The following is a 21,451-nucleotide window of genomic DNA, read 5'->3' on the forward strand; positions in this document are numbered from 1 at the left end:
TCCTGTATTAGATTATGGGAAATGAGCACAAAATTAGCGATAAGCGTCATCTGGACAATGGTAAGAGGAAGCATGGCCATGGCGGCAATACATCCGTATATTCCGGTCAGCATACCGACAATAAGCGGCAGGGCGGCCACCGGCGGCAGGTCCAGCAGGTTCATACCGGGCCTTAAAAGAAAATCTATTTTATATAACCAGCCGCTGTATTCAAGCAGAGCGGTCAAGAAAGATATGGGTATAAGGATTTTGAGCATCCAAACAAACCCACTCCAGCCTTTCTTTATACCGACCTTCAGGCTGCGCTCAAGCTGATGATGTATGTCCTTCATATTGAATTTCAACACTCTTGCGGGTTGCAGGCAATGCCGTCCGATACAAGATGCTTAAGCTTTTGCTGCAGCACCCTGTAAGAAAAAAAGCGTTTTGCTATTTCGTAGTTTTTCTCTACCATTGCCTGGCGGCGTTGCGGATTCTCTATTACCTCCCGCACCTGACGTACAGCCTCCTCGGACACATACCCGTCGATCTCAATCACTTCAAAGCCCTTGGGCTGGATATCAAATGAATAAATTGAATAATTGTTTACAACTATCGGTTTTTTAAAATATATGGCTTCAAGAAAGGCATTCCCAAACCCTTCAAAATTGGATGGATAGGTTACAAGGTCGGCATGGGGATAAACATCCTCCAAGGAGTAGATTTTTTTTCCTTTTTTAGTATAGCCTCTATATTCTTTGATAATTCCCGACGCAAACACCGTATCAACCTTCAAAAGCCTGGAATATTCCTTGACCCGCTCTTCATAATCGTAACCTTCGTCACCGGAAGCATGGGAGATGATCAGTCTGGCCTTCTGGCCCAGCCTGTGCACAATTTCGATGGCATGTTCAATCCCTTTGCGCTTTACAACCCGGGTCGGCTGCAGGATTAAAAGCTCGTCTTTCTCAAGGCCGAGAGAATGTCGAACATCGGAAGCATAATCATCAACAGCCGGCGGCGGATTTTCAAAATCCATGACATTCGGTATAGTGGTTGACGAAATACCGGTCCTGAGACTTAATTGATTGGCAGCCGAAGAGTTGATAACCACATGATGAATTGACGGCAAATGGGGCGGAAACGCCATATTCAAGTATTCCCAGACCGCATTAGTAAGAAAATGCTTGCGCTCCCAGAAAAAATCGTGATGGTGGGCTATTGCCGGCATTCCTGTTTCAGATATCACCTCTGTAATAGCTATACCAAGGGGGATATTCAACGGAATCGTCAGCGAATTTTCCGGCACTAAAAGTTCTATATCAAATTTTTCGATAAATCTGTAAAGTTCGTCTTTTAACTTTTCTGTAAATTCATAAATTTTTTTCGTAAGATGTCGCTCGCGTTTGCAGACACCAAAGCTGTTTTCGTAAATATCTCGAATTTCAGGATGACGAAAATACGCTTTTTCTGCCAAATAGGAACGATCTTCCGGGCGGTCGAGCATTCCGGCAAAGTAATAGCAGTTACCCCCATTCTTTTCAAAAACATCCGCCCATTTTGCGGCCTCGAGGGAAACGCCGTCCGTCCCTGCAAGACGTGTTGCAACAAATCCGATATTGTGTTTCTGACCGCAGACTTCACAGTGACTCATTTTTCCTGCCTTGTTTACAGACCCAAAAAAAAACGTTTTCCCCCAAGCTTTATTTCGGCACGAGGGGAAAAACGCTTTAATGTTCTATCCAAAATTGCCCTGCCCGCTAAATCAGGTGGAACATTCTCAGGCAAACCGGTTCGCTTACTGTTTCTCACTGACAAACTGCATTTTGATCGAACCGATCTCAATGACATCAAAATCTTTGAGAGTGACCGACTCTTTTACAGTCGCGCCGTTGACTTTCGGTTTGGCCATACCTCCTACATAACTTATGGAATATCCTTGGGGTCTCTTGCTTATGGTTGCAGCGGTCGCCCCTACCATGAGGCCGCCCACCACAATGTCGCAAGTGGAACTCTTTCCTATTTTGGTAAGCTTCTTGACAAGCTTTATTTCCCCCTCACCGCCGGCCAGATATGACAGTATGCCTACCGGTTCCTGGGCCTCCGCCTTTGCAGCCTTGGGCATGGCCTGGGCCAGCATATCCCGATATTTGTCCGTATCCATAACCATGGTCTGGTCCATGTCGACGGCGACTTCATCCGGTTTTTTCTCACCTTCATCGTAAGTAAAGATCAGGGTATGCTTGCCGATAAGGATGTTGTCACCGTCTTTAAGCCAGTGAGATGAAACAAGCTCTTTGTTTACAAAGGAACCGTTTTTACTTTGCAGGTCCGTCAGTAAAAACCCTTCCCCCACAGAGTCTATCTTGGCATGATGCCCGGAAACAGCGAGGTTCTCGATCGGCACATCGTTAATCTCCTTCCGACCTATCGTAAGAGACTGCCCCTCTTCAATGCGATAAGTAGCGATGGTGTTATCTTTGAATGTAAGTGTCAAAGTCGGCATTGCAGTACCCTCATTTTTAATGAAATATTTTTTTCAAATGGGACGTAATCCGTGAAATCATTTCCATAATTCCGCCTTTTTCATTTTCAGCTTTTATTTTTATTACAATAACGGTTATATTGTCATCTCCACCACGCTCATTGGCTAAATCTACAAGCCTCTGGCAGGCCTTTGCAGGCTGTTCTGCTTTGACAACATCGAGAATTTCTTCAGGAGATACCTTGTCGCTAAGGCCATCGGAACTGATGGTCAGAATATCGCCTTCAAAACATTGGATCTCACAGACATCAGCTTCTACCGTTGCTTCAATCCCCATGCCCCTGGTGAGCATGTGTTTAAACCGCGCGTCCAGTTTCTTGGCCATTTCAGGATTGATCGCCATCTGCTCTGATATTACGTTGTGGGTCACGGACAGTAGTTCGATGCCCCCGTCATGCACCAGGTATATTGGGCTGTCACCCACATTGGCCACAATCATAGTATCGCCTGTAAAGAAGGTCGCCGATACGGTGGAACCCATCCCTTGATAGTCTTCATTACTTTGTGCTACCTGGTGGACACCTTTGTTGGCCAGGTTGATACTGGAAAGCAGCCGGTTGGCCTCTTTGGAAAGGGTTTCGTCGGGATCCTCCAGCTCTTCGACAGCGCCCTCCTCTTTGAAGTGCTTCATGTAATCCCGTATGGTATCTACCACCAGCGCACTGGCCACTTCACCGGCCAAGTGTCCACCCATGCCGTCGGCCACCATGTAAAGCTTCAGGTCATCATCAAGATAGAAAGCATCTTCGTTTCCTGTCCTTTTTTGACCGACATCAGTAATTCCTGCAGATTCTATGGCTACCATGATTGATACTGTAAGGCTCGCCTCTTTATCTGGATATAAAACAGGTCGTGCTTATAGAAGGCTCAATAAACTCTCTGTTTATCATTGAAACTTTTGGCAATTCATCTACCGCAGACCTCGTTATTCACCTTATATAAATGACCGTAGACATTTATATACTGCGGGATTGCAAAAAAAAATGGACATCCGGTCGGTCTGGGTTAGGAGGTTCAGGGTTCAGCGTTCAGGCCTCCGGCTCGTAGAGGCACGATCCTACGCCTCGGAGAGGTTAATCGCTTGGCGCTTTTTTCCTATCCCATTGATTCCATAGGGGTAATTAAATGAGGAGATCAACCTCTGAACCTTTGAACAGTGAACCTTTGAACCCAACTCTTTGGTTAGAAATGTCGCGTTTTGTCCAAAATTTTCCCCGCAATCTGTCATTATTTACGAGGTCTGTATTTAAACGGAGAATACGGCAAATGAGATATCTTGTTTTTATTGGAGGGTTGTTAATTTTATTTTCAACAGCGGTCCAGGCTGAGACAATGTATGTCAGCGATCTGGCGGAGATAACACTCAGGACCGGACAGGGAATTGATCATAAAATTATCGCAATGATAAAATCAGGACAAAAGGTAGAAGTACTCGAACCGGCTGATCAGTGGACCAGGATCCGCCTGCCCAGCGGAAAGGAAGGCTGGGTGGTCAGCCGTTTTCTTACTTCTAAACTGCCGAGCCGCATTGAGCTAAATAAATTGAAAGAAAAACATGCCGCCCTGCTGGCCCTCGCCGACTCCCCTTATAATGAGATTTCCAAGCTTAAAAATGCGAACCAGAAGCTTAAGGCAGAATTAGCTGTTAGCGGAAAAACGCTAAACGCTCTTAAAACGTCTTATGAAACTCTCCAGAGCAAATCGGCGAATCTGTTAAAGCTTCAAGCCAACTCTAAAAATTCCGCAGCCCGGCTTAGTGAACAGCAAAAAGAAGTTGAAAGACTTGAAGAGGAGCTTTCAGAACTTGAAAGGCGTCAATATCTCCATTGGTTTTTAAGTGGCGCCGCCGTACTTTTTGTTGGATTTTTAATGGGCTATAGTACCAAACGTCAGCGCCGGCGATCATCTTTTTTGTAAACGAAGTTGTCCTGATTGAGTAAAAACTCAATCAGTTCCCTAGTCGTAAACTTTGTGCTGTTTGTGGAAAAACTTTTTTAGTAATCCATTTTTTATTGGTTCCAGCTTGTCCGGGTTAAGTAATCGTACTATGGATGTTAAAACCGACTTTCTAATTATCGGCAGCGGTGTTGCCGGCCTTACTTTTGCCCTTAAGGTGGCGGAGTTCGGCCGTGTTGCTCTGGTGACAAAAAAAAGGCTCTGGGACAGCAACACCGCGCTGGCCCAGGGCGGCATTGCTTCTGTTTTCGATCAACTCGACTCGTTTGATCTCCACATCCAGGACACCCTCGCTGCCGGGGACGGCCTGTGCAATCGGGACGTTGTCGAGATGGTCGTTAAAAACGGGCCCGCAAGAATTCGTGAACTGGTCGATCTGGGCGTCCAATTCAATATTGAAAAAAAAGCACGATCAGACGGTAAATCGCTCAATCTTGATCTTGGACGTGAAGGCGGACACTCACACAACCGGATTGTCCGCGCCCAGGACATGACCGGCATGGAAATCGCAAAAGTTCTGGTCGACCATGTTAATAATCATGACCGCATTGCAGTGTTTGAAGATCATATGGCCATTGATCTGATTACTATTTCAAAACGTATGAAAAGGGGGCTTATTACCACCACCCATGAGGGCTACTGCTGTGGAGCCTATGTTCTTGACAGAAATACTAACCGGGTAAAAACTTTTTGCGCCCAGATCACACTCTTTGCCACCGGCGGCGCCGGCAAGGTTTATCTATATACCAGCAACCCCGATATCGCTACCGGTGACGGCATTTCCATGGCCTATCGCGCCGGCGCTACGGTAGCCAACCTTGAATTCGTCCAGTTTCACCCCACCTGCCTGTATCACGCAGATGCTAAAAACTTTTTGATTTCAGAAGCCGTCAGAGGTGAAGGGGGTGTTCTCATAGACTCCGCCGGCAACCCCTTCATGCACCAATATGATCCCCAAAAGGATCTGGCTTGCCGTGACATTGTGGCCCGCGCCATTGACACGGAACTCAAAAAAAGTGGTGATGATACGGTATTTTTGGATATCTCTCACAAAGATTCCGAATTTGTTAAAACCCGCTTCCCAAATCTATACGAAAAATGTCTCACTTTCGGCTTCGACATGACCGCCGAACCTCTTCCGGTTGTGCCTGCCGCCCATTATATGTGCGGCGGCGTTGCCACCGATATGTCCGGTCGCACCGATTTAAACCGGCTGTATGTCACCGGTGAAACTGCCTGCACAGGGCTACACGGAGCGAACAGGCTGGCCAGCAACTCTCTGATCGAGGCTCTGGTTTATGCTAACCAAGCCGCCGTACAGGCCTTAAAAGACATCCAAACCATAGACGCAAATTCCATACCTGTTCCTTCGCCCTGGGATGATGTCGGCACAACCGACAGTGATGAACTTATTATGGTGGCACACAACTGGGATGAGATCCGCCGGTGCATGTGGAACTACGTCGGAATCGTTCGCTCCGACAAGCGCCTGGAAAGGGCAAAACGGCGCATCGCAATAATTCAAAAAGAAATCCATCAGTATTACTGGGACTTTAGGGTGTCGTCAGACCTTATTGAGCTAAGAAACATAGCTACCGTGGCACAACTGATCATAAAATGTGCCCGGCGCCGCAAAGAGAGTCGCGGACTCCACTATAATATTGCCTACCCTTACCGGGATGACCAGCGCTGGCAAAAGGATACAATTATCAGCCAGCCGTTTGTGGGGTAATCTCCCATCCATAAAACTATCCCGAATTTCTCATGTATTCTTCATTGACAACCATACTTTTTGCATTATTTTAGAAATGTTTGAATCTTAACAAAATGTTACTCAAATATCTTGCCGCGAAGGCACCAAGGCACTAAGGTCACGATAAAATAAGCGCAGGGGCAACGACCAGGAAACTAAATGACGACCAAACGAGATTACTACGAGGTTCTCGGCGTCGACCGCGATGCCACCGATGATCAATTAAAATCATCCTACCGCAAACTGGCACTAAACTACCATCCGGATAGAAATCCTGGCAACAAAGAGGCGGAAGAAAAATTCAAGGAAGCCTCGGAGGCCTACGAGGTACTTCGAGATTCTCAGAAACGCAGAATCTACAACCAGTTCGGCCATCAAGGTCTTGAAGGGTCAGGCTTCTCCGGATTCAGCGGCTTTGAAGATATTTTTTCAAGTTTCGGCAGCATTTTTGAAGATATTTTCGGGTTCGGCACCGGGAGGAGATCAGGGAGCCGGGCGCAGCGAGGCGCCGATCTTCGCTACGATTTGACACTTGACTTCATGCAGGCCGCTCTTGGCACTGAGACCCAAATTGATCTGCAAAAAATGGAGGTGTGCCCTTCCTGTGAAGGGAGCGGCTGCGAACCGGGCACGTATCCGGAGACCTGCGGCACATGCAACGGCACCGGTCAGGTTTCCCGAAGCCAGGGATTTTTTACCGTCCGAACAACATGCCCCCATTGCAGCGGCAACGGCCAAAGCATTCCTCACCTCTGCAAAGGCTGCAAAGGTAACGGCCAGGTTATGGTCAACAAAACTGTATCAGTAAAGTTTCCGGCCGGTGTCGATAGCGGCTCCCGCCTCAGGCTGACAGGAGAAGGGGAAGGTGGAGTTTACGGCGGCCCGCCCGGTGATCTTTATGTTTTCATCAACGTGAAACCCCACGAATATTTTCAGCGTGACAATATTGACATCCACTGCCAGGTAGAGATCTCCTTTATTCAGGCAGCGCTAGGAGACAGTATTTCAGTCCCTACTTTAAACAGCAAAAAAACGCTTGAAATTCCAAAAGGAACCCAGCCCGGTGATCTGTTCCGTTTCCGCAACAACGGCATCCCCTCGCTTAAAACCGGTCAGCGCGGAGATCAGATCATCCAGGTACTCATCAAAACCCCGACAAATATCACTAAAAAACAGAAATCTCTCCTCAGAGAATTTGACAAAATCGGAAACAACAAAATGTCCAGCAAACTAAAAAATATCTTTAGGGATGGTAGTGCCAAAACCGGTTAAGCCGCATTTCTGATGAAGAATTTATTTTGAGGATAAGTCATGTTTGAACTAAAAATCGTAACCAGTTTTGCCGCTGCTCACCAGCTAAAGATGGTTGCTGTAAAATGTGAAAATCTGCATGGACACAACTGGAAGATAGAGGTCCACGTAGCCGGAAAAAACTTGAATGCTGCCGGGGTACTGATCGACTTTGATGAATTAAAACAGCATCTTTCTGAAATCACCGAAAGCCTGGATCACAAATTCTTAAATGAACTCAATTGTTTTGACGATCGCTGCCCACCTTCTTCGGAAAACATCGCCCGCTATATCGCCGAAGCGCTGCAGGCTAAAATCGAAACTCCTGCTGTCAGAGTTGCCCGCGTAACCGCCTGGGAGTCAGAAAACGCCTGCGCAACTTACATCCTCAACAGCCCTTCGCCACCCTAAGAAGGTTCTTTTACTTCTCACCCCGATGGAATAACAACCAAAACTTAATTCCATTGGGCAGGCAGAGCTCACAAAGACCACAGAGTTTGACATAATTTAGGTATAAAGATATAAAACCTTACATGGGTGCAACATGCTATTCAACTAAATGTGGCCTTGCCAGCAACGTAATGGGAGGCATCCCACGCAATTTCTCGTTCATCTTGCTCCTGTGCCTGGGTTTTATTTTCCAAGGTTGTGGCGGCTTCGAATATTTAGACGGCAGCTCGAAAGAAAATATAGCCGACTCAGAAATGCGTAGGGATGCAATCTTTGAATTGGTCTTCAAAATTCGATCTTATCGTAGTAACGGGTTCACAGCAGTAACAAAGAACTTAATAGGTAACCGTTCACGGGTTCGGGGTTCAGGGTTCAAAGGTTCAGAAATTTGAACCGTTAATTAGATAGCTCTGAATAGAGAAAGCATGAGAATAGAACGATTTGAAGATATTGAGGCATTGCAGTTTGCCCGGGAGTTAACTCGCAAGGTAACCCTGAACGGTGAACTCTGAACCTGTGAACGCTTACCTTAATAGTTCAGACACAAAGGCACAAAGAAGCGCAGGATGAGTTAATGGACAAAAAACCAACCTATGAAGAATTAGAACAAAGGGTCAAGGAATTAGAAAAAAAGGTTGTTGCGCACCAAGAAGCACGTAAAAGCCCCAGGGGTTATCTGGAAGCTGTAGAGTCCTTAGGTACCATTGTAGGGGCTATTGTCCATGATATTAATAATTTGCTCATGGGCATCCAGGGCCATATATCCCTGATGGCTCTGGAGATTGAAGCCGCTCACCCACATTATGAAAAATTGAAAAGCATCGAACAATACATTCAAAATGGTGCCGATCTCACAAAACGACTCTTGGGTTTTGCCGGAAGAGGCAAATATGAAGTAAAACCGACCGACCTTAACGAAATAATTAGAAGGAGTTCAGATATATTTGGTAAAGCAAAAGAGAATATCACTATCAATTCAAAGTTCCAAAAGGACCTTTGGACGGTAGAGGTTGACCAGGGCCAAATTGAGCAGGTGCTTTTAAATCTATATCTCAATGCCCGGCAATCCATGCCGGGCGGTGGAGAACTGTTTCTTGAGACGGAAAACGTTACGCTTGGGGAAGAGTATGCCAATCAAAACCAGCTGGAACCGGGTGGATATGTAAAAATATCTGTAACCGACACCGGTGCCGGTATGGATCAAGCAACCCTACAAAATATTTTTGATCCATTTTTTTCCGCTATAGCATGGGACACAGGCACGGGCTTAGGCCTGGCCCCTGCGAATGACATTATCAAGAACCATGGTGGTATAATTGCTGCCTATAGTGAAAAAGGAGCAGGAACTACATTTAATATTTATCTGCCCGTTTCGGGAAAAGAATTCATACAAGAAGAGGAATTTGCTGAAGAATTATCTAAAGGATCTGAAACCGTTCTGCTGGTAGACGATGAAGTCATGATAATTGATGTTGCCGGCCAACTATTGGAAAAACTGGGCTACAAAGTTTATACCGCCGCAAGTGGTAAAGAAGCTATAGATATCTACAAAAAACACATCGATGATATCGGAATTGTCATTCTCGATGTGATTATGCCCGGCATGAATGGCGGCGAAACTTACGACCGCTTGAAAGCGATCAATTCAGATGTAAATGTTCTGCTTGCCAGTGGGTATGGCATAAACAGACAGATAAATGAGATACTGGAGCGAGGTTGCAACAGCTTTATCCAGAAACCTTTCAACATGAAACAACTTTCGCGGAAGATCAGGGAAGTTTTGGATAAAAAATAAAATCGTGTTACGATTTTATGAAACTCCCGCCCCGCTGAAAGCTGGACGGGATCTAATAAGCAAAAGGTTTACCCCGCTTTTAAAGCGGGGCTAAAGGTCTATCCTTGTAGCTTCCACCGCGCCATCAGTTCATCCCTGGTAATAACCGCTACAGCATCCGTCACATGTTGACGAATATTTTCAAGACCACCTTCCTGACGGTCAACCAAAATAACCGCCTTGACAACATCCAGCCCCTCTGACCGCGCGCGTTCAATCGCCTTAATCGTAGACCCCCCGGTAGTGGCGACATCATCGATAATGGCAACCCGCTCCTCCGGCTTCATATCCCCTTCGATCCACCGAACAATGCCATGATCCTTGCGGGTCTTGCGGATTGAAAAGGCATTGACAGGCTTGTCTCTCAATTCGGAGACAAACGCCGTAGCAATCGCAATAGGATCGGCGCCGAATGTAAGCCCGCCGATTCCGTCCAGATTTAGATTTTTAATTGTGTCAAATAAAAGATGACCGGCCAGAAACATCCCTCTGGGGCTCAACGTCGTCGGCTTGCAGTTCACATAAAAGTGGCTCATTTTGCCTGACACCAGCTTAAAGGTCGGCTCCTGACTGTATTTAAACGATTTGCGGCATAGCAGGTCGATAAGTTCCTTTTTCATATTATCCAGCAGTTCCATTTGTTTAAACCTCATTCGAGTCAAAACGGATGATCTCGTAAAAAGTGAAAAAAAACGTAATAGTTCAGCCACAAAGACACCAAGCCTCTAAGATTATAATACTAATTTAAATTGTCCAATTGGTTTTATTGGTTTAATTAGTTTTATTTGTTAACAAACCAAACCAATGGAACCAATTTAACCAATAAAACTGAATCATTAAGCTTTATAATCCATACTCCTTCTTTGTGCCTTTGTGCCTTAGTGGCTGAACTGTTACAAAAAAACTTATTTTGTGTGAACCTCGGACTGACGTGGATTCACACCGACCTTTTTTGCTATCCAAGAAACAGTTGATTTTAAAGTGCTGATTCGGTATAAAAAAGCCTCCACCGAAATGGAAGAAGCCTGTTTAATGGGATTCAGTGGAGGCTCTGAGTAAGGAAAACTGGTGACAGCACTCCTTCAACTTTATCCTCGCATATCAATAAAAATCCTGCGGGTCAATTCAAAACCCGCGATAAAAACTTTAATCGGAGGTTTCAGATAATAATATTATGATATTAAAAAAAGTCTTACCATGTCTATTGGCAAGCTTCCTGATGGGCCTGGCATTAACCTTTTCCGTTTTTGCCGCTGAAAAATCCGTTGAAATATTGACCCTCAAGCAGACGATTGCAAGCGCCCTAAAAGCCAATATCGGATTGCAATCATCCCAAGAAGGGACAAAAGCGGCCCAGGCCACTCAAAAAGAACAGCAAACACTTTTTCTCCCAACCTTTAATGTTACCTACAAATTTAATCGTGATGATGAAGCCTCCAGCATCGGCGGACTATTGGGCTCTAAACGGGAATACTCTCTTATAACCACAGTCACTCAGCCGATCTTTACAGGGTTTGCTAATTTAAATCAGTATAAGATCGCAAGTCTGGGTCTCGATGTGGCTGAAATCAATGAAAAACTTATCCGCCAAGATATTATCTATAATGCCAAAAAGATCTACTTTTCATTGTTAGAGGCCCACAAAATGTTTGATGTCGCCCAAAAAACCGTAACACAGCTCCAGGCTCACAAGGAGGTGGCCCAAAACTATTATCAGGTCGGAATGACCCCTTTGAATGATTTTCTGCAGGCTCAGGTTGAGCAGGCCAATGCTGAGCAAGAGCTCATTGTTGCTAAAAATGATTTGGAAAATGCCGCCTCGGACTTTAACATTCTTTTGCGCAGACCACTGGATACCCCCGTAAAAATAGATGATATTACAGACTATTTTTCATTTAAGCAGGATCTTGATTATTGTTTTTCCGAAGCTGACAAAAACCGTCTGGAAATTAAGGTGGCCGCATTGGAAGTTGAAATTGCAGAAAAGGAGTTAAAGCTTGCCAGAAAAGATTATTACCCATCAATTGATCTTAAGGGCAGTTATTTTAACAACGGAACCGATTGGGATGTAGACGGCGGAGCAGGTATTACTGATCCCAGCGGCTGGAACATTTTAGCCACAGCGTCATGGAATTTCTGGGAGTGGGGCCGAACTTCATACGGAATCCATGAAAAACAGTCCCGTTTGTCTCAAGCACGGCTTCAAAAAACAGAAATTCTCGACAACATATATCTGCAGGTAAAAAAAGCCTATTTGAAAACACAAGAAGCGGAAAAGGCTATTATTACAGTTAAACAGGCCGTTGAACAGGCCAAAGAAAACTTCAGAATTAACGAGGAGCGTTACAAAGCACAGGTAGCCACCTCCACCGACGTTCTGGATGCCCAGACACTGCTTGCCAAAACAATTACCAATTATTATAAAGCTTTGTACGCATTTGAAATATCAAAAGCTGCTCTGTACCGGGCCATGGGTCAGGAGCTTATGGAATGATTGACACTCAAAGCAAAAATTCAATTATTCAAATTTTCCATGTTTATAAAAAATACGGCGGCAAGAATGCTCTTACCGACGTCACCCTTGATATTCCCAAAAACGACTCCCTGTTAATCAGCGGTCCCAGCGGAGCAGGCAAAACAACGCTGCTGAAGCTTTTGTACTTTGATGAAAAAGTATCGGCAGGGCAAATATTGGTAGACGGCATGAATTTGGCACGGATTCCCCGCAAACGCATACCCTTTTTAAGACGCAAGCTTGGAATAATATTTCAGGATTACAAGCTGATACCTACTAAAACCGTATTTGATAACGTTGCGATTGTTCTCGAAGCCATGGGAAAGAAAAGGCGCTTGATCCAGAAAAAGGTAAAAAGTGTGCTCAGAACCGTCGGAATGGAGGAAAGAATCGACTCGTTTCCTCCGATTCTTTCCGGTGGTGAACAGCAAAGAGTCGCTGTTGCCAGGGCTGTTGTCGGCGATCCGATAATCATCCTGGCCGACGAACCTACCGGCAGCCTGGACTCAGATTCTGCCGATATAATTATTGAACTTCTTAAAAAATTCCACTCTGGCGGTACCACGCTTGTTATCGCAACCCACGACAAAGAGTTGCTTAATAAAATTGGCGGCCGCATTGTCCATTTGAAACAGGGCTGTTTGCAGCCTTCGGCGTAACTGCATACAGGTTCAGGGGTTCAGAGGTTCAGGGGTTCAGGGGTTCAGAGGTTCAAGGTTCGGGGCTAGTTAGTAAAGGTTAACAAAAAAAGCAACCCTGAACTTCTGAACTCTGAACTTGTGAACCCCTGCGAAAGGTAACCCTGAACGGTGAACTCTGAACCTGTGAACGCTTACGTATTTTGCAATATAACAAACTTGTATATCTTAATATAATTGAAATAAAACACTAAATACCAAACACCTGATGGGTTCGCTTTTTTCGCGAACGATTTAAGGGTAACCAAATATTTATGATTCTTCACTATAAACGTGCCATCCAGGACATTTGGGATCACAAGTTTTTGAATGCGGTGACCATCATTACCATCGCGATGTCGATTCTTATTGTCAGCGCTTTTGCGCTTTTTTTTGTCAACGCCAGTGATATCATAAGTTCCTGGCAAAAGGGTGTCCGGATTATGGCTTATATTAGGCCGCATATCCCTCACGCTGACATTTCGGCATTGAAACTGAAAATTCAAGATCTTGACCGGGTCCAGAATGTCAAATTCATATCAAAAGAAGAAGCCCTGCAAATGCTGAAAGACCAGATGAAACGGCAACCTTCACTGTTTGTCAATCTTAAGGAAAACCCGCTCCCGGATGCTTTTGTAATCCGGATGATACCAACATCTCATGGCCAGGGGAAAATTGAGGACCTGGCAAACCGCCTTGAGGCACTGCCTGAGATCAACGATGTCGAGTACGGCCACAGGTGGCTGGCACGATTTACGAATATCTTCAACCTGTTCAGGCTGACGGGCTTCGTCCTGGGCGGCCTTTTTTCTGTGGCCGCTGTTTTTATCGTGGCCAATACGATTCGTCTCGTACTCTATACACGACGCGAAGAGGTAGAAATCATGCGTCTGGTTGGTGCCGCCGACAGCTTCATCAAGGCCCCTTTTTACATCGAAGGTATAATCCAGGGAGCTATCGGTGGAACTATCGGCCTGGCGGTATTATTTGTTACCTTTGTTATTGTATCTTCAAATATCGAACAGGGCTTTGCCCCCGATCTTTTTACGGCCAGATTTCTCTCCGTCAAGATTTACGGTGCAATTATATTTTGCAGTACGTGTGTGGGATGGTTAGGATGTTATCTTTCTCTCAAACAGTTTCTAAAGCCTTAATACTTGTTGTCGCCACGGTCTTATTAATTCGATATTCGGCCGAAATCCAGGCTGCACAACCCCAAATCGGAATCATAAGCGCCGGTCTGCTGCACCTGCGAACCGGACCGAGTCCGGACCACCCTTCTCTTAAGATTCTCCGCAAAGGCACAAAAGTTCGAATTCTAGAACAAATCGACGGCTGGCTCAAAATCACATACAAGGGACAGATCGGTTATATTCGCAATCGAGAACGGTATGTTCATATCATAGGAATAAGGACTTTGCCGGACGAGCAGATAAAGGCGGATAAAATTAACGATATTAAACGCTTCAAAGAAAAAGCGGAAAATATTAGCCTAAAAATTAAAAAGAGCGAGGCTGAAGTTCAGACGTTTACTAAAAAGGAATTAAACATTATCAACAATTTAAATCATATTGATATATCCCTGAACACTGCCAGAAAAAAGGCCTCGGAATCAAACACAGATCTTATCACCCTCGAAAAACAGATCTCGGAAACCACCGTTGCATCTAAAGATCTGGTGAAAAAAATTCAAGAAAACGAAGTATATGCAGCCAAAAGGCTGGTCTCGCTATACAAATTGAACTGGTTGGGCCGCCTGAATGTTCTGGCTTCGGCCGAATCCCTCTTTGATCTTTTTCAACGCAAAAAAAACCTGGAACTAATTCTCTCACATGACCAGAATACCAGGGAAAACCTATTGAAAAATAAACTCGAGCTTCAAAGGCTGCTGGTCCGGCTGAACACCCAAAAAAAGGAAAAGCTCTCTTTGGAGGACGATCTGGAAGAGCAAATCCAAATAATGGCTGCTAAGAGAGCACAACGCGCAAGCCTGCTGGATGATATTCGCAGCCAAAGAACTCTGGAAATGGCGGCGATTGAATCCCTGAAACAAGCAGCTAAAAATTTGAATATAATTATAAAATCTTTAAGTTCAGCCGCGGTACCATTCGATCAGATTAAAAAAAAACCAGCAAAAGACTTTACCTCTTTAAAAGGATTGCTTAATATGCCTGTAAAGGGTAAAATAAAATATTTTTTCGGACCTTACAAAAATATCAAATTTAATGTGGTTAATTTCCGCAGCGGTATCGTGATTCAAGCCGACCAAGGCGAACCGATTCGTGCTGTGTTTGACGGTAAAATACTCTATGCCAGCTGGTTCAAAGGGTACGGCAATATGATAATTGTCGATCACGGAGACAATTATTATACGGTTTATGCCCATGCCGAAGAACTTTTCGCTTCCAAAGGCGATATTGTCGAAAAAGGCGAGGTGGTCGCCACAGTCGGGGATACAGGTTCTCTGGTCGGCCCCAGCCTCCATTTTGAGGTACGCCATCACGGTAAACCTGTTGATCCGCTGGCATGGATAAAAAAAGGCTAAATAAAATCGTGAGACCTTTGCAAAATGTTCAATTTTGTTCAAGTCCAAGGAAGGCGAAAATTTTAACCACAGGCATACATTTAGTATTTCGAGGATTAAAATTTGAGCCTGACGCCGGAATTGTGCAAAAGGGGGCGTTTTTCAAAGGTCTCTCGTATTATGGTTTTATAAGGAGTAACCTATGAGTCTTAAGAAAAAACAAAACATCAGATTATGGCTGGTGACGGCCATCGCTATTACTGCCGTAATTATAGGGTCCGGTTTTTACAACAGCCTTTCAGCAACGGCGGAAGAGACCTATAAAGGTCTTAAAATTTTTTCCGATGTAATTGAACTGGTTGAAAAAAACTATGTGGATACTGTTGATACCAAAGAATTGATCGAAAAGGCGATCCAGGGAATGGTCCGCAGCCTTGACCCCCACTCAGCCTTGCTGTTGCCTGATGCGCTAAAAGAATTGCAGGTCGATACCCAGGGTGAGTTCACCGGTATCGGCATCAGTATAACAATGCGCAACGGTTTCGTCACGGTAATTTCACCCATCCAGGGTACGCCGGCCTATAAAGCCGGTATCAGAGCCGGTGATAGAATCATTAAGGTGGATGGTGAGTCGACCACCGATTTGCGGGATGCGGTTAAAAAAATAAGAGGCCCCAAAGGGACTAAAGTTGTTGTTACAATCGTCCGCAAAGGGCTTAAAGAACCGCTGGAGTACAAACTGATCCGGGATGTTATCCCCATTGAAAGCGTTAAGTTTCTGACCTTAAAGCCCGGCTACGGATATATCTGGGTCACTAACTTCAGAGAAAGCACAACCCAAGACATCGTTAAAGCTCTGGAAAAATTACAAGCCGGCGGCACCCCTTTAAAAGGGATGGTTCTGGATCTTCGTGACAATCCCGGCGGACTGCTTGACCAGGCTATCAAAGTTTCGGATCTTTTCCTTGAAAAAGGGAGAATACTCTCTATTGAAGGCCGGTCTAAAAGAAACACAAGAATTTTCGACGCAAAGCCCGACAATCCCAAGCACAGCTTTCCCATGGTGGTATTGATTAACGGCGGAAGTGCCAGTGCTTCGGAAATCGTTGCCGGGGCCCTTCAGGATCAAAAGCGGGCCCTGATTCTGGGTACAACTTCATTTGGCAAGGGTTCGGTCCAAACGGTAGAAACCCTGCGCGACGGTTACGGAATCAAATTAACCATTGCCAGATATTACACCCCCAACGGCCGGTCGATCCAGGCTAAGGGTATTGAACCGGATATCATTGTAAAACACAAACGCATCGAGGACCTGGATTTGGATGAAGATGAAGGCTTGACAAAAGAAAAAGATCTGAAAAATCATCTCGAAGCAGAACCCGAAAGGAATAAAAAAAATCAATCCAAGTCTAAAAATAACAAGGACAGTAACAAAGACTCTGAGCTAGACGCTGACAAATCAAGATTTGGCGAACTTGAGCTTGAAAAACTCAAGTCCGATAACCAGGTAATGCGCGCGCTCGATATTCTTTTAAGTTATGAAATCTTCGCGGGCTTGAAAAGTTAAAGCAGCGATCGATCTCAGCTCACATGGCAAAACAAAAAGCGCGACAACAAAAGAAGAAAAAAAAACGCCGGTCTCGAAAAAGCGACAACCTGAAAACACATCTAAAACGAACATTTGCCGGACTACTTGTCCTGATTATTTTGGTTGTGGCCGCCGGAGTTATCACCCATTATCTGATGTTGCGCAAACAGCCCGTTCAGCCCGTCGGAATACACCCGGCTGTCTGGCCCCCCCAATTTGAAATTTATCCCGAAGAGGAGCTTCTCCCCCTTAAACCGGCCCTCAAACCTTTTCCAGGTTTACCTGCAAAACTGCCCAAAGTCGCCATTATTATCGACGACATTGGATATGACCGCAAGATCGCCGATAAATTTCTCCAGCTTAATGCCGATCTAACGTTTTCGCTGCTACCGCACACTCCTTCCCAAAAAAGCTTTGCACGTAAAGTCAGCCAAAAGGGTCTTGATATTATGCTCCATCTGCCCATGGAACCGTATGAATACCCCCAGGTCGATCCCGGCCCGGGAGCGCTTTTGACATCCATGTCTCCGGACGAACTTATCAGCCAGCTCAAAAAAAATCTGGATGCCGTCCCTGGAATTATAGGTGTCAACAACCATATGGGTTCAAAAATGACCACGGTTTCCAGCCAAATTTACCAGATTTTTACCGTTCTGAAGCAAAGAAAGCTCTTTTTCATCGACAGCCGTACGACCCTCAATTCAATCTGCAAGCCGTCGGCGCGCCTGTTTCAGATTCCTTTTGCCCAAAGGAATGTATTTATCGATCATATCGTGGACCCCGATTTCATCCGCCGGCAGCTCAACCACTTGATCCAAATCGCTTACGATCGCGGTGAAGCCGTCGGCATCGCCCACCCGCATATCGAAACGTATACAGTGCTGCGCGCAATGCTGCCGGACCTGCAAAAAAAGGTACAAATAGTTCCTGCGTCTCAGATAGTCCATCTGGCGGGCTAAGTGTTTTTGTTTGACAGGATTTGGCGCTCATTGTATTTATAGAACTCACTTTCTACATGCCTTATCTTTACTTCTACTGGAAATATCATGAAGCTGCGTATCTATCCTTTGATTAAATTTCTTGTGGCTTTCTGCCGGAGATCACCGGCGGGTAGTCGGCTATACTACCATCGCTTTTTAGGGAGGTTCAGCTATGCAAGGCAACCATGATTCTTCCCGAAATTTGAGTCAGCATCAGGGACAAACGCTGATAAAACTGGCTCGGCAGACCATATCGCAAAAAGTCGGACGCATTTCTGACAAAATCGATCCTGATTCCTTAAGGGATCTGGACTTTCAGGAAAGCCGCGGCACGTTTGTAACCCTCACCATTGACGGCCAGCTACGCGGCTGTATCGGCAGTTTAGAGACCACTGCATCAATTTTGGAAGGTGTCCGGCGCAACGCCGTCAATGCCGCTTTTGGCGATCCCCGCTTCCCCAAGCTGAAGGCCAAAGAGTTAGATAAAATAGAGATCGAAGTCAGCATTCTTACCAATCCGCAGCCCCTCGAATACCGGGCCGGCAAAGATTTGCTTTCCAAACTGCGCCCGCATGTGGACGGCGTCATTCTTAGCAAGGGATCGGCCAGCGCCACCTTTCTGCCTCAGGTCTGGGAACAGCTGCCCCGGCCTGAAAAATTTCTGTCCCATCTTTGCCGCAAGGCCGGCTTACCTGCCGATGAATGGGAAAAAGGTAAGCTGAAAATCTCGACCTACCAGGTTCAATATTTTGAAGAAGAAAGCTGATGCCATCTATAGTTGAATTCGTGACTTTTTACGCATTCATCATCGTTATTTTGAGACCGTTGAAAGCGGAGAAGAACAATGCGGATCGATACTGATATAAAACTCCTCCTTTACCGTCGGACCAAAATCGTGGCAACTCTCGGCCCGAGCTCCAATGATAGCAGAACCATTGAGCGCCTCATCACGGCCGGCATCAACGTTTTCAGGCTCAACATGTCACATGGTACCCACGACGACCACAGCGACGCCTATCAGCGTATTCGTACAGCAGCCGACAAACTCGAAAGACCCATAGCGGTACTGGCAGATCTATGCGGCCCGAAAATTCGCGTTGGAGCTTTTGACCATGGCCGCATTGAGCTTGCCAAAGGCGACTTGGTCACGGTGACCAGTCGGGACGTCATCGGCCGTCCTGGGCTGATCCCCTCGCAGTACCGGGCGCTGGCCGATGATGTTGAGGTCGGGAACCGCATACTCCTGGATGACGGTAATATCGAACTGATCGTCCAAGCGATTGAGGGGACCGAAATCACCTGTAAAGTAGTCAGTGGCGGTGTGCTCAGCGACCACAAGGGCATGAACCTGCCCGGCCTCAACATTTCTGCTCCTTCATTAACGGAGAATGATCGCGTTGATGCTTATTTTGCATTGCAATTAGGGGTGGACTTCATTGCGCTTTCGTTTGTTCGCCGAGGTTCGGATGTCGAGGACCTGCGTGCCCTTATATCGGGAACCAACTCCCACGTCGCTATTGTTGCCAAAATTGAAAAGCCGGAAGCACTCGACAATATCGATGAAATTATAGCTGCCGCTGATGCAATCATGGTGGCCCGCGGTGATCTGGGGGTAGAGCTGCCGCCGCAAGCCGTCCCCAATGCCCAAAATCAGCTCATCGATCTGGCCCGAACGCACAGAAAACCTGTAATTGTGGCCACCCAAATGCTCGAATCCATGATTGACCATCCACGACCCACGAGGGCTGAAGTTTCGGACGTGGCTAATGCGGTCCGCAGTGGCGCTGATGCGGTGATGCTTTCGGCCGAAACAGCTTCAGGGAAGTATCCGGTTGAAACGGTCAAGATGATGGATGATATCGCCCGGCAGACCGAAGCATACCTTTGGCGCCAGAGTGCCTTCGCATCCTTGACCCGCCATCAAGAAGCCACCAGGCCGTTTCCGATTGAAGATGCCCTCTCTGCATCAATGGCGCAATTGTCGCGCGACCTTCTCGCCCGAGCAATTATGATAATATCCATACAGGGCCGTTCCCTTGCTGTTATGAGTTCATCGAGACCTGCCGCGCCCATGATCGGCATCTGTCCCGATTATAAATCCAGCTGCATTGCAAACCTCCTCTGGGGTGTGCTTCCGGTAACCGTAGACCCGGCCGAGATGGACAACCAGGATTTGCTCGCAAAACGAATTGTTAAGAAACTCGGATTAGCTGTCGAAGGTCAAACCATTCTCGTTGTACGGGGATTCAGCAGCGATTCGAAACAAAATACACCCAGTGTGACCATTGTTCCGGTTTAAAATGACTGGTAGAATCTTCAAGCAACTATACGCCATTGCCATGATCAGCTTTATACTAACAGCATGTACTGCATTCAATCCGGCTGCCATCCAGCCTGAAATGGTTTTCGGAGGCGGCTCCGAGCCCCTTTTGGAACCAGGACAGAAAATTAAAATTATGTCCTGGAACGTGCAGTATATGGCCGGAAAAAATTATGTCTTCTTCTACGATCTGTTTGACGGCAGCGGGCCGGACAAGCGCCCCTCAGCAGAAGACATCACTTCTACCCTGAAGGAGGTGGCACGGGTTATCCGCCGGGAGAACCCGGATATTGTCATGCTGCAGGAAGTTGATGACAATGCCCGCCGAACCGACTATGAAGATCAGCTGGCACGTTTGCTGGAACTGCTGCCCGCTGACTATAAATTTCATGCTTCGGCCTTTTATTGGCAATCTTATTTTGTCCCGCATCCCAAAATCATGGGAAGGGTGGGCCTGAAACTTTCCATCCTATCCAAATTTAACATTGCCAAGGCTATCCGTCATCAACTGCCGTTAAGAAAAATAAGCGCTTTGAGACAGCGCTTTGACCTGAAGCGGGCTGTGATCGAAGCCCGTCTGCCAATCAAAGGCGGCCACGATTTTATCGTGATGAACACCCACCTGTCGGCCTTCGCCCAGGGCGAGGATACCATGCAGCGTCAAGTAGAATATCTCAAAACACTGATGGATCAACATACAAAAGATGGACCGGACTGGATCTTGGGGGGGGATTTTAATCTTCTGCCGCCCGGCAAAACCTATCAGCGCCTGCCGGATCACCATAAAAAGTATTACCGGGAAAATACCGAAATTGAGCCCTTAACTTCAGCGTATCGATCGGTTCCAAGCCTGCAAGAAGTTAACGGCAATTTTCCGGAAAAATGGTATACCTTCTTTTCCAACGATCCCGGGATCACGCAGCCGGACCGGACCCTCGATTTTATCTTCTATGCGGACAGGCTGCAGTTGGGGAAACATCGTGTCATTCGGGACGGTACGCTGCATATCTCCGATCATATGCCGATTGTGGCGGAGTTTA

19 protein-coding genes are annotated in these 21,451 nt (G+C 46.1%); 14 read left to right on the forward strand and 5 right to left on the reverse strand.

The window, feature by feature from the left end; genetic code table 11:
• The 4 genes from V3S16_RS03380 to V3S16_RS03395 form a co-directional block, all read right to left on the reverse strand.
• On the reverse strand, nucleotides 1-332 hold a 332-nt coding region (locus tag V3S16_RS03380), incomplete at its 3' end, for a nucleoside recognition domain-containing protein (protein ID WP_413883264.1).
• Nucleotides 333-340: 8 nt separating this feature from the next.
• Nucleotides 341-1,633 carry a glycosyltransferase gene (locus V3S16_RS03385; RefSeq protein WP_413883265.1) on the reverse strand — a complete coding sequence of 431 codons (1,293 nt, stop codon included), beginning with the start codon at nucleotides 1,631-1,633 and terminating at the stop codon, nucleotides 341-343.
• A gap of 144 nt (nucleotides 1,634-1,777) precedes the next feature.
• Nucleotides 1,778-2,485, reverse strand: coding sequence for an FHA domain-containing protein (locus V3S16_RS03390; RefSeq protein WP_413883266.1), 708 nt, complete (start codon nucleotides 2,483-2,485; stop codon nucleotides 1,778-1,780).
• A 16-nt stretch (nucleotides 2,486-2,501) separates the two neighbouring features.
• Complete coding sequence (locus V3S16_RS03395; RefSeq protein WP_413883267.1) at nucleotides 2,502-3,329, reverse strand: PP2C family protein-serine/threonine phosphatase; 828 nt, start codon at nucleotides 3,327-3,329, stop codon at nucleotides 2,502-2,504.
• Nucleotides 3,330-3,790: 461 nt separating this feature from the next.
• Here V3S16_RS03395 and V3S16_RS03400 point away from each other — a divergent pair, with 461 nt between their 5' ends.
• The 5 genes from V3S16_RS03400 (at nucleotide 3,791) to V3S16_RS03420 (ending at nucleotide 9,768) form a co-directional block, all read left to right on the forward strand.
• Nucleotides 3,791-4,441, forward strand: coding sequence for a TIGR04211 family SH3 domain-containing protein (locus V3S16_RS03400; protein WP_413883268.1), 651 nt, complete (start codon nucleotides 3,791-3,793; stop codon nucleotides 4,439-4,441).
• Nucleotides 4,442-4,571: 130 nt separating this feature from the next.
• Nucleotides 4,572-6,212 carry an L-aspartate oxidase gene (gene nadB / locus V3S16_RS03405; protein ID WP_413883269.1) on the forward strand — a complete coding sequence of 547 codons (1,641 nt, stop codon included), beginning with the start codon at nucleotides 4,572-4,574 and terminating at the stop codon, nucleotides 6,210-6,212.
• Between the two features lie 180 nt (nucleotides 6,213-6,392).
• A complete protein-coding gene (gene dnaJ / locus V3S16_RS03410; RefSeq protein WP_413883270.1) occupies nucleotides 6,393-7,505 on the forward strand; it encodes a molecular chaperone DnaJ in 1,113 nt (370 codons plus the stop codon).
• Between the two features lie 39 nt (nucleotides 7,506-7,544).
• Nucleotides 7,545-7,934: a 6-carboxytetrahydropterin synthase QueD gene (gene queD, locus V3S16_RS03415; protein WP_413883271.1), complete on the forward strand. Its 390-nt coding sequence runs from the start codon at nucleotides 7,545-7,547 to the stop codon at nucleotides 7,932-7,934.
• A 613-nt stretch (nucleotides 7,935-8,547) separates the two neighbouring features.
• Nucleotides 8,548-9,768 (forward strand): response regulator, encoded by a 1,221-nt coding sequence (locus tag V3S16_RS03420; RefSeq protein ID WP_413883272.1) that lies wholly within the window; start codon nucleotides 8,548-8,550, stop codon nucleotides 9,766-9,768.
• A 98-nt stretch (nucleotides 9,769-9,866) separates the two neighbouring features.
• Here the strand turns inward: V3S16_RS03420 and pyrE are convergent, their stop codons facing one another.
• Entirely contained in the window at nucleotides 9,867-10,445 is a 579-nt protein-coding gene (gene pyrE, locus V3S16_RS03425; protein ID WP_413883273.1) for an orotate phosphoribosyltransferase, read from the reverse strand.
• A 581-nt stretch (nucleotides 10,446-11,026) separates the two neighbouring features.
• Between pyrE and V3S16_RS03430 the strand changes: the two genes are divergently transcribed.
• The 9 genes from V3S16_RS03430 to V3S16_RS03470 all read left to right on the forward strand — a co-directional run.
• Nucleotides 11,027-12,301, forward strand: coding sequence for a TolC family protein (locus tag V3S16_RS03430; RefSeq protein WP_413883274.1), 1,275 nt, complete (start codon nucleotides 11,027-11,029; stop codon nucleotides 12,299-12,301).
• Nucleotides 12,298-12,981 carry a cell division ATP-binding protein FtsE gene (gene ftsE / locus V3S16_RS03435; protein WP_413883275.1) on the forward strand — a complete coding sequence of 228 codons (684 nt, stop codon included), beginning with the start codon at nucleotides 12,298-12,300 and terminating at the stop codon, nucleotides 12,979-12,981. Before V3S16_RS03430 ends, ftsE begins: the two co-directional genes overlap by 4 nt.
• A gap of 293 nt (nucleotides 12,982-13,274) precedes the next feature.
• Entirely contained in the window at nucleotides 13,275-14,153 is an 879-nt protein-coding gene (gene ftsX, locus V3S16_RS03440; protein WP_413883276.1) for a permease-like cell division protein FtsX, read from the forward strand.
• A complete protein-coding gene (locus tag V3S16_RS03445) occupies nucleotides 14,117-15,544 on the forward strand; it encodes a peptidoglycan DD-metalloendopeptidase family protein (RefSeq protein WP_413883277.1) in 1,428 nt (475 codons plus the stop codon). Before ftsX ends, V3S16_RS03445 begins: the two co-directional genes overlap by 37 nt.
• Nucleotides 15,545-15,725: 181 nt before the next feature.
• Entirely contained in the window at nucleotides 15,726-17,090 is a 1,365-nt protein-coding gene (locus tag V3S16_RS03450; RefSeq protein WP_413883278.1) for a S41 family peptidase, read from the forward strand.
• 23 nt (nucleotides 17,091-17,113) lie between these two features.
• Nucleotides 17,114-18,070 (forward strand): divergent polysaccharide deacetylase family protein, encoded by a 957-nt coding sequence (locus V3S16_RS03455; RefSeq protein ID WP_413883279.1) that lies wholly within the window; start codon nucleotides 17,114-17,116, stop codon nucleotides 18,068-18,070.
• A gap of 193 nt (nucleotides 18,071-18,263) precedes the next feature.
• Nucleotides 18,264-18,857: an AmmeMemoRadiSam system protein A gene (gene amrA, locus V3S16_RS03460; RefSeq protein ID WP_413883280.1), complete on the forward strand. Its 594-nt coding sequence runs from the start codon at nucleotides 18,264-18,266 to the stop codon at nucleotides 18,855-18,857.
• Nucleotides 18,858-18,935: 78 nt separating this feature from the next.
• Complete coding sequence (gene pyk, locus V3S16_RS03465; RefSeq protein WP_413883281.1) at nucleotides 18,936-20,390, forward strand: pyruvate kinase; 1,455 nt, start codon at nucleotides 18,936-18,938, stop codon at nucleotides 20,388-20,390.
• Between the two features lies 1 nt (nucleotide 20,391).
• A partial coding sequence (locus tag V3S16_RS03470; protein ID WP_413883282.1) for an endonuclease/exonuclease/phosphatase family protein occupies nucleotides 20,392-21,451 on the forward strand: 1,060 nt, incomplete at its 3' end.

The organism is Candidatus Desulfatibia sp., assembly GCF_036446775.1.
In the GTDB taxonomy this organism is placed as follows: domain Bacteria; phylum Desulfobacterota; class Desulfobacteria; order Desulfobacterales; family UBA11574; genus Desulfatibia_A.

Excerpts from the sequence above, each read along its gene's own strand:
- V3S16_RS03385 (WP_413883265.1), bottom strand. The coding sequence starts at position 1,633 with ATGAGTCACTGTGAAGTCTGCGGTCAGAAACACAATATCGGATTTGTT.
- V3S16_RS03390 (WP_413883266.1), bottom strand. The coding sequence starts at position 2,485 with ATGCCGACTTTGACACTTACATTCAAAGATAACACCATCGCTACTTAT.
- V3S16_RS03395 (WP_413883267.1), bottom strand. The coding sequence starts at position 3,329 with ATGGTAGCCATAGAATCTGCAGGAATTACTGATGTCGGTCAAAAAAGG.
- V3S16_RS03400 (WP_413883268.1), top strand. The coding sequence starts at position 3,791 with ATGAGATATCTTGTTTTTATTGGAGGGTTGTTAATTTTATTTTCAACA.
- nadB (WP_413883269.1), top strand. The coding sequence starts at position 4,572 with ATGGATGTTAAAACCGACTTTCTAATTATCGGCAGCGGTGTTGCCGGC.
- dnaJ (WP_413883270.1), top strand. The coding sequence starts at position 6,393 with ATGACGACCAAACGAGATTACTACGAGGTTCTCGGCGTCGACCGCGAT.
- queD (WP_413883271.1), top strand. The coding sequence starts at position 7,545 with ATGTTTGAACTAAAAATCGTAACCAGTTTTGCCGCTGCTCACCAGCTA.
- V3S16_RS03420 (WP_413883272.1), top strand. The coding sequence starts at position 8,548 with ATGGACAAAAAACCAACCTATGAAGAATTAGAACAAAGGGTCAAGGAA.
- pyrE (WP_413883273.1), bottom strand. The coding sequence starts at position 10,445 with ATGGAACTGCTGGATAATATGAAAAAGGAACTTATCGACCTGCTATGC.
- V3S16_RS03430 (WP_413883274.1), top strand. The coding sequence starts at position 11,027 with ATGGGCCTGGCATTAACCTTTTCCGTTTTTGCCGCTGAAAAATCCGTT.
- ftsE (WP_413883275.1), top strand. The coding sequence starts at position 12,298 with ATGATTGACACTCAAAGCAAAAATTCAATTATTCAAATTTTCCATGTT.
- ftsX (WP_413883276.1), top strand. The coding sequence starts at position 13,275 with ATGATTCTTCACTATAAACGTGCCATCCAGGACATTTGGGATCACAAG.
- V3S16_RS03445 (WP_413883277.1), top strand. The coding sequence starts at position 14,117 with ATGTTATCTTTCTCTCAAACAGTTTCTAAAGCCTTAATACTTGTTGTC.
- V3S16_RS03450 (WP_413883278.1), top strand. The coding sequence starts at position 15,726 with ATGAGTCTTAAGAAAAAACAAAACATCAGATTATGGCTGGTGACGGCC.
- V3S16_RS03455 (WP_413883279.1), top strand. The coding sequence starts at position 17,114 with ATGGCAAAACAAAAAGCGCGACAACAAAAGAAGAAAAAAAAACGCCGG.
- amrA (WP_413883280.1), top strand. The coding sequence starts at position 18,264 with ATGCAAGGCAACCATGATTCTTCCCGAAATTTGAGTCAGCATCAGGGA.
- pyk (WP_413883281.1), top strand. The coding sequence starts at position 18,936 with ATGCGGATCGATACTGATATAAAACTCCTCCTTTACCGTCGGACCAAA.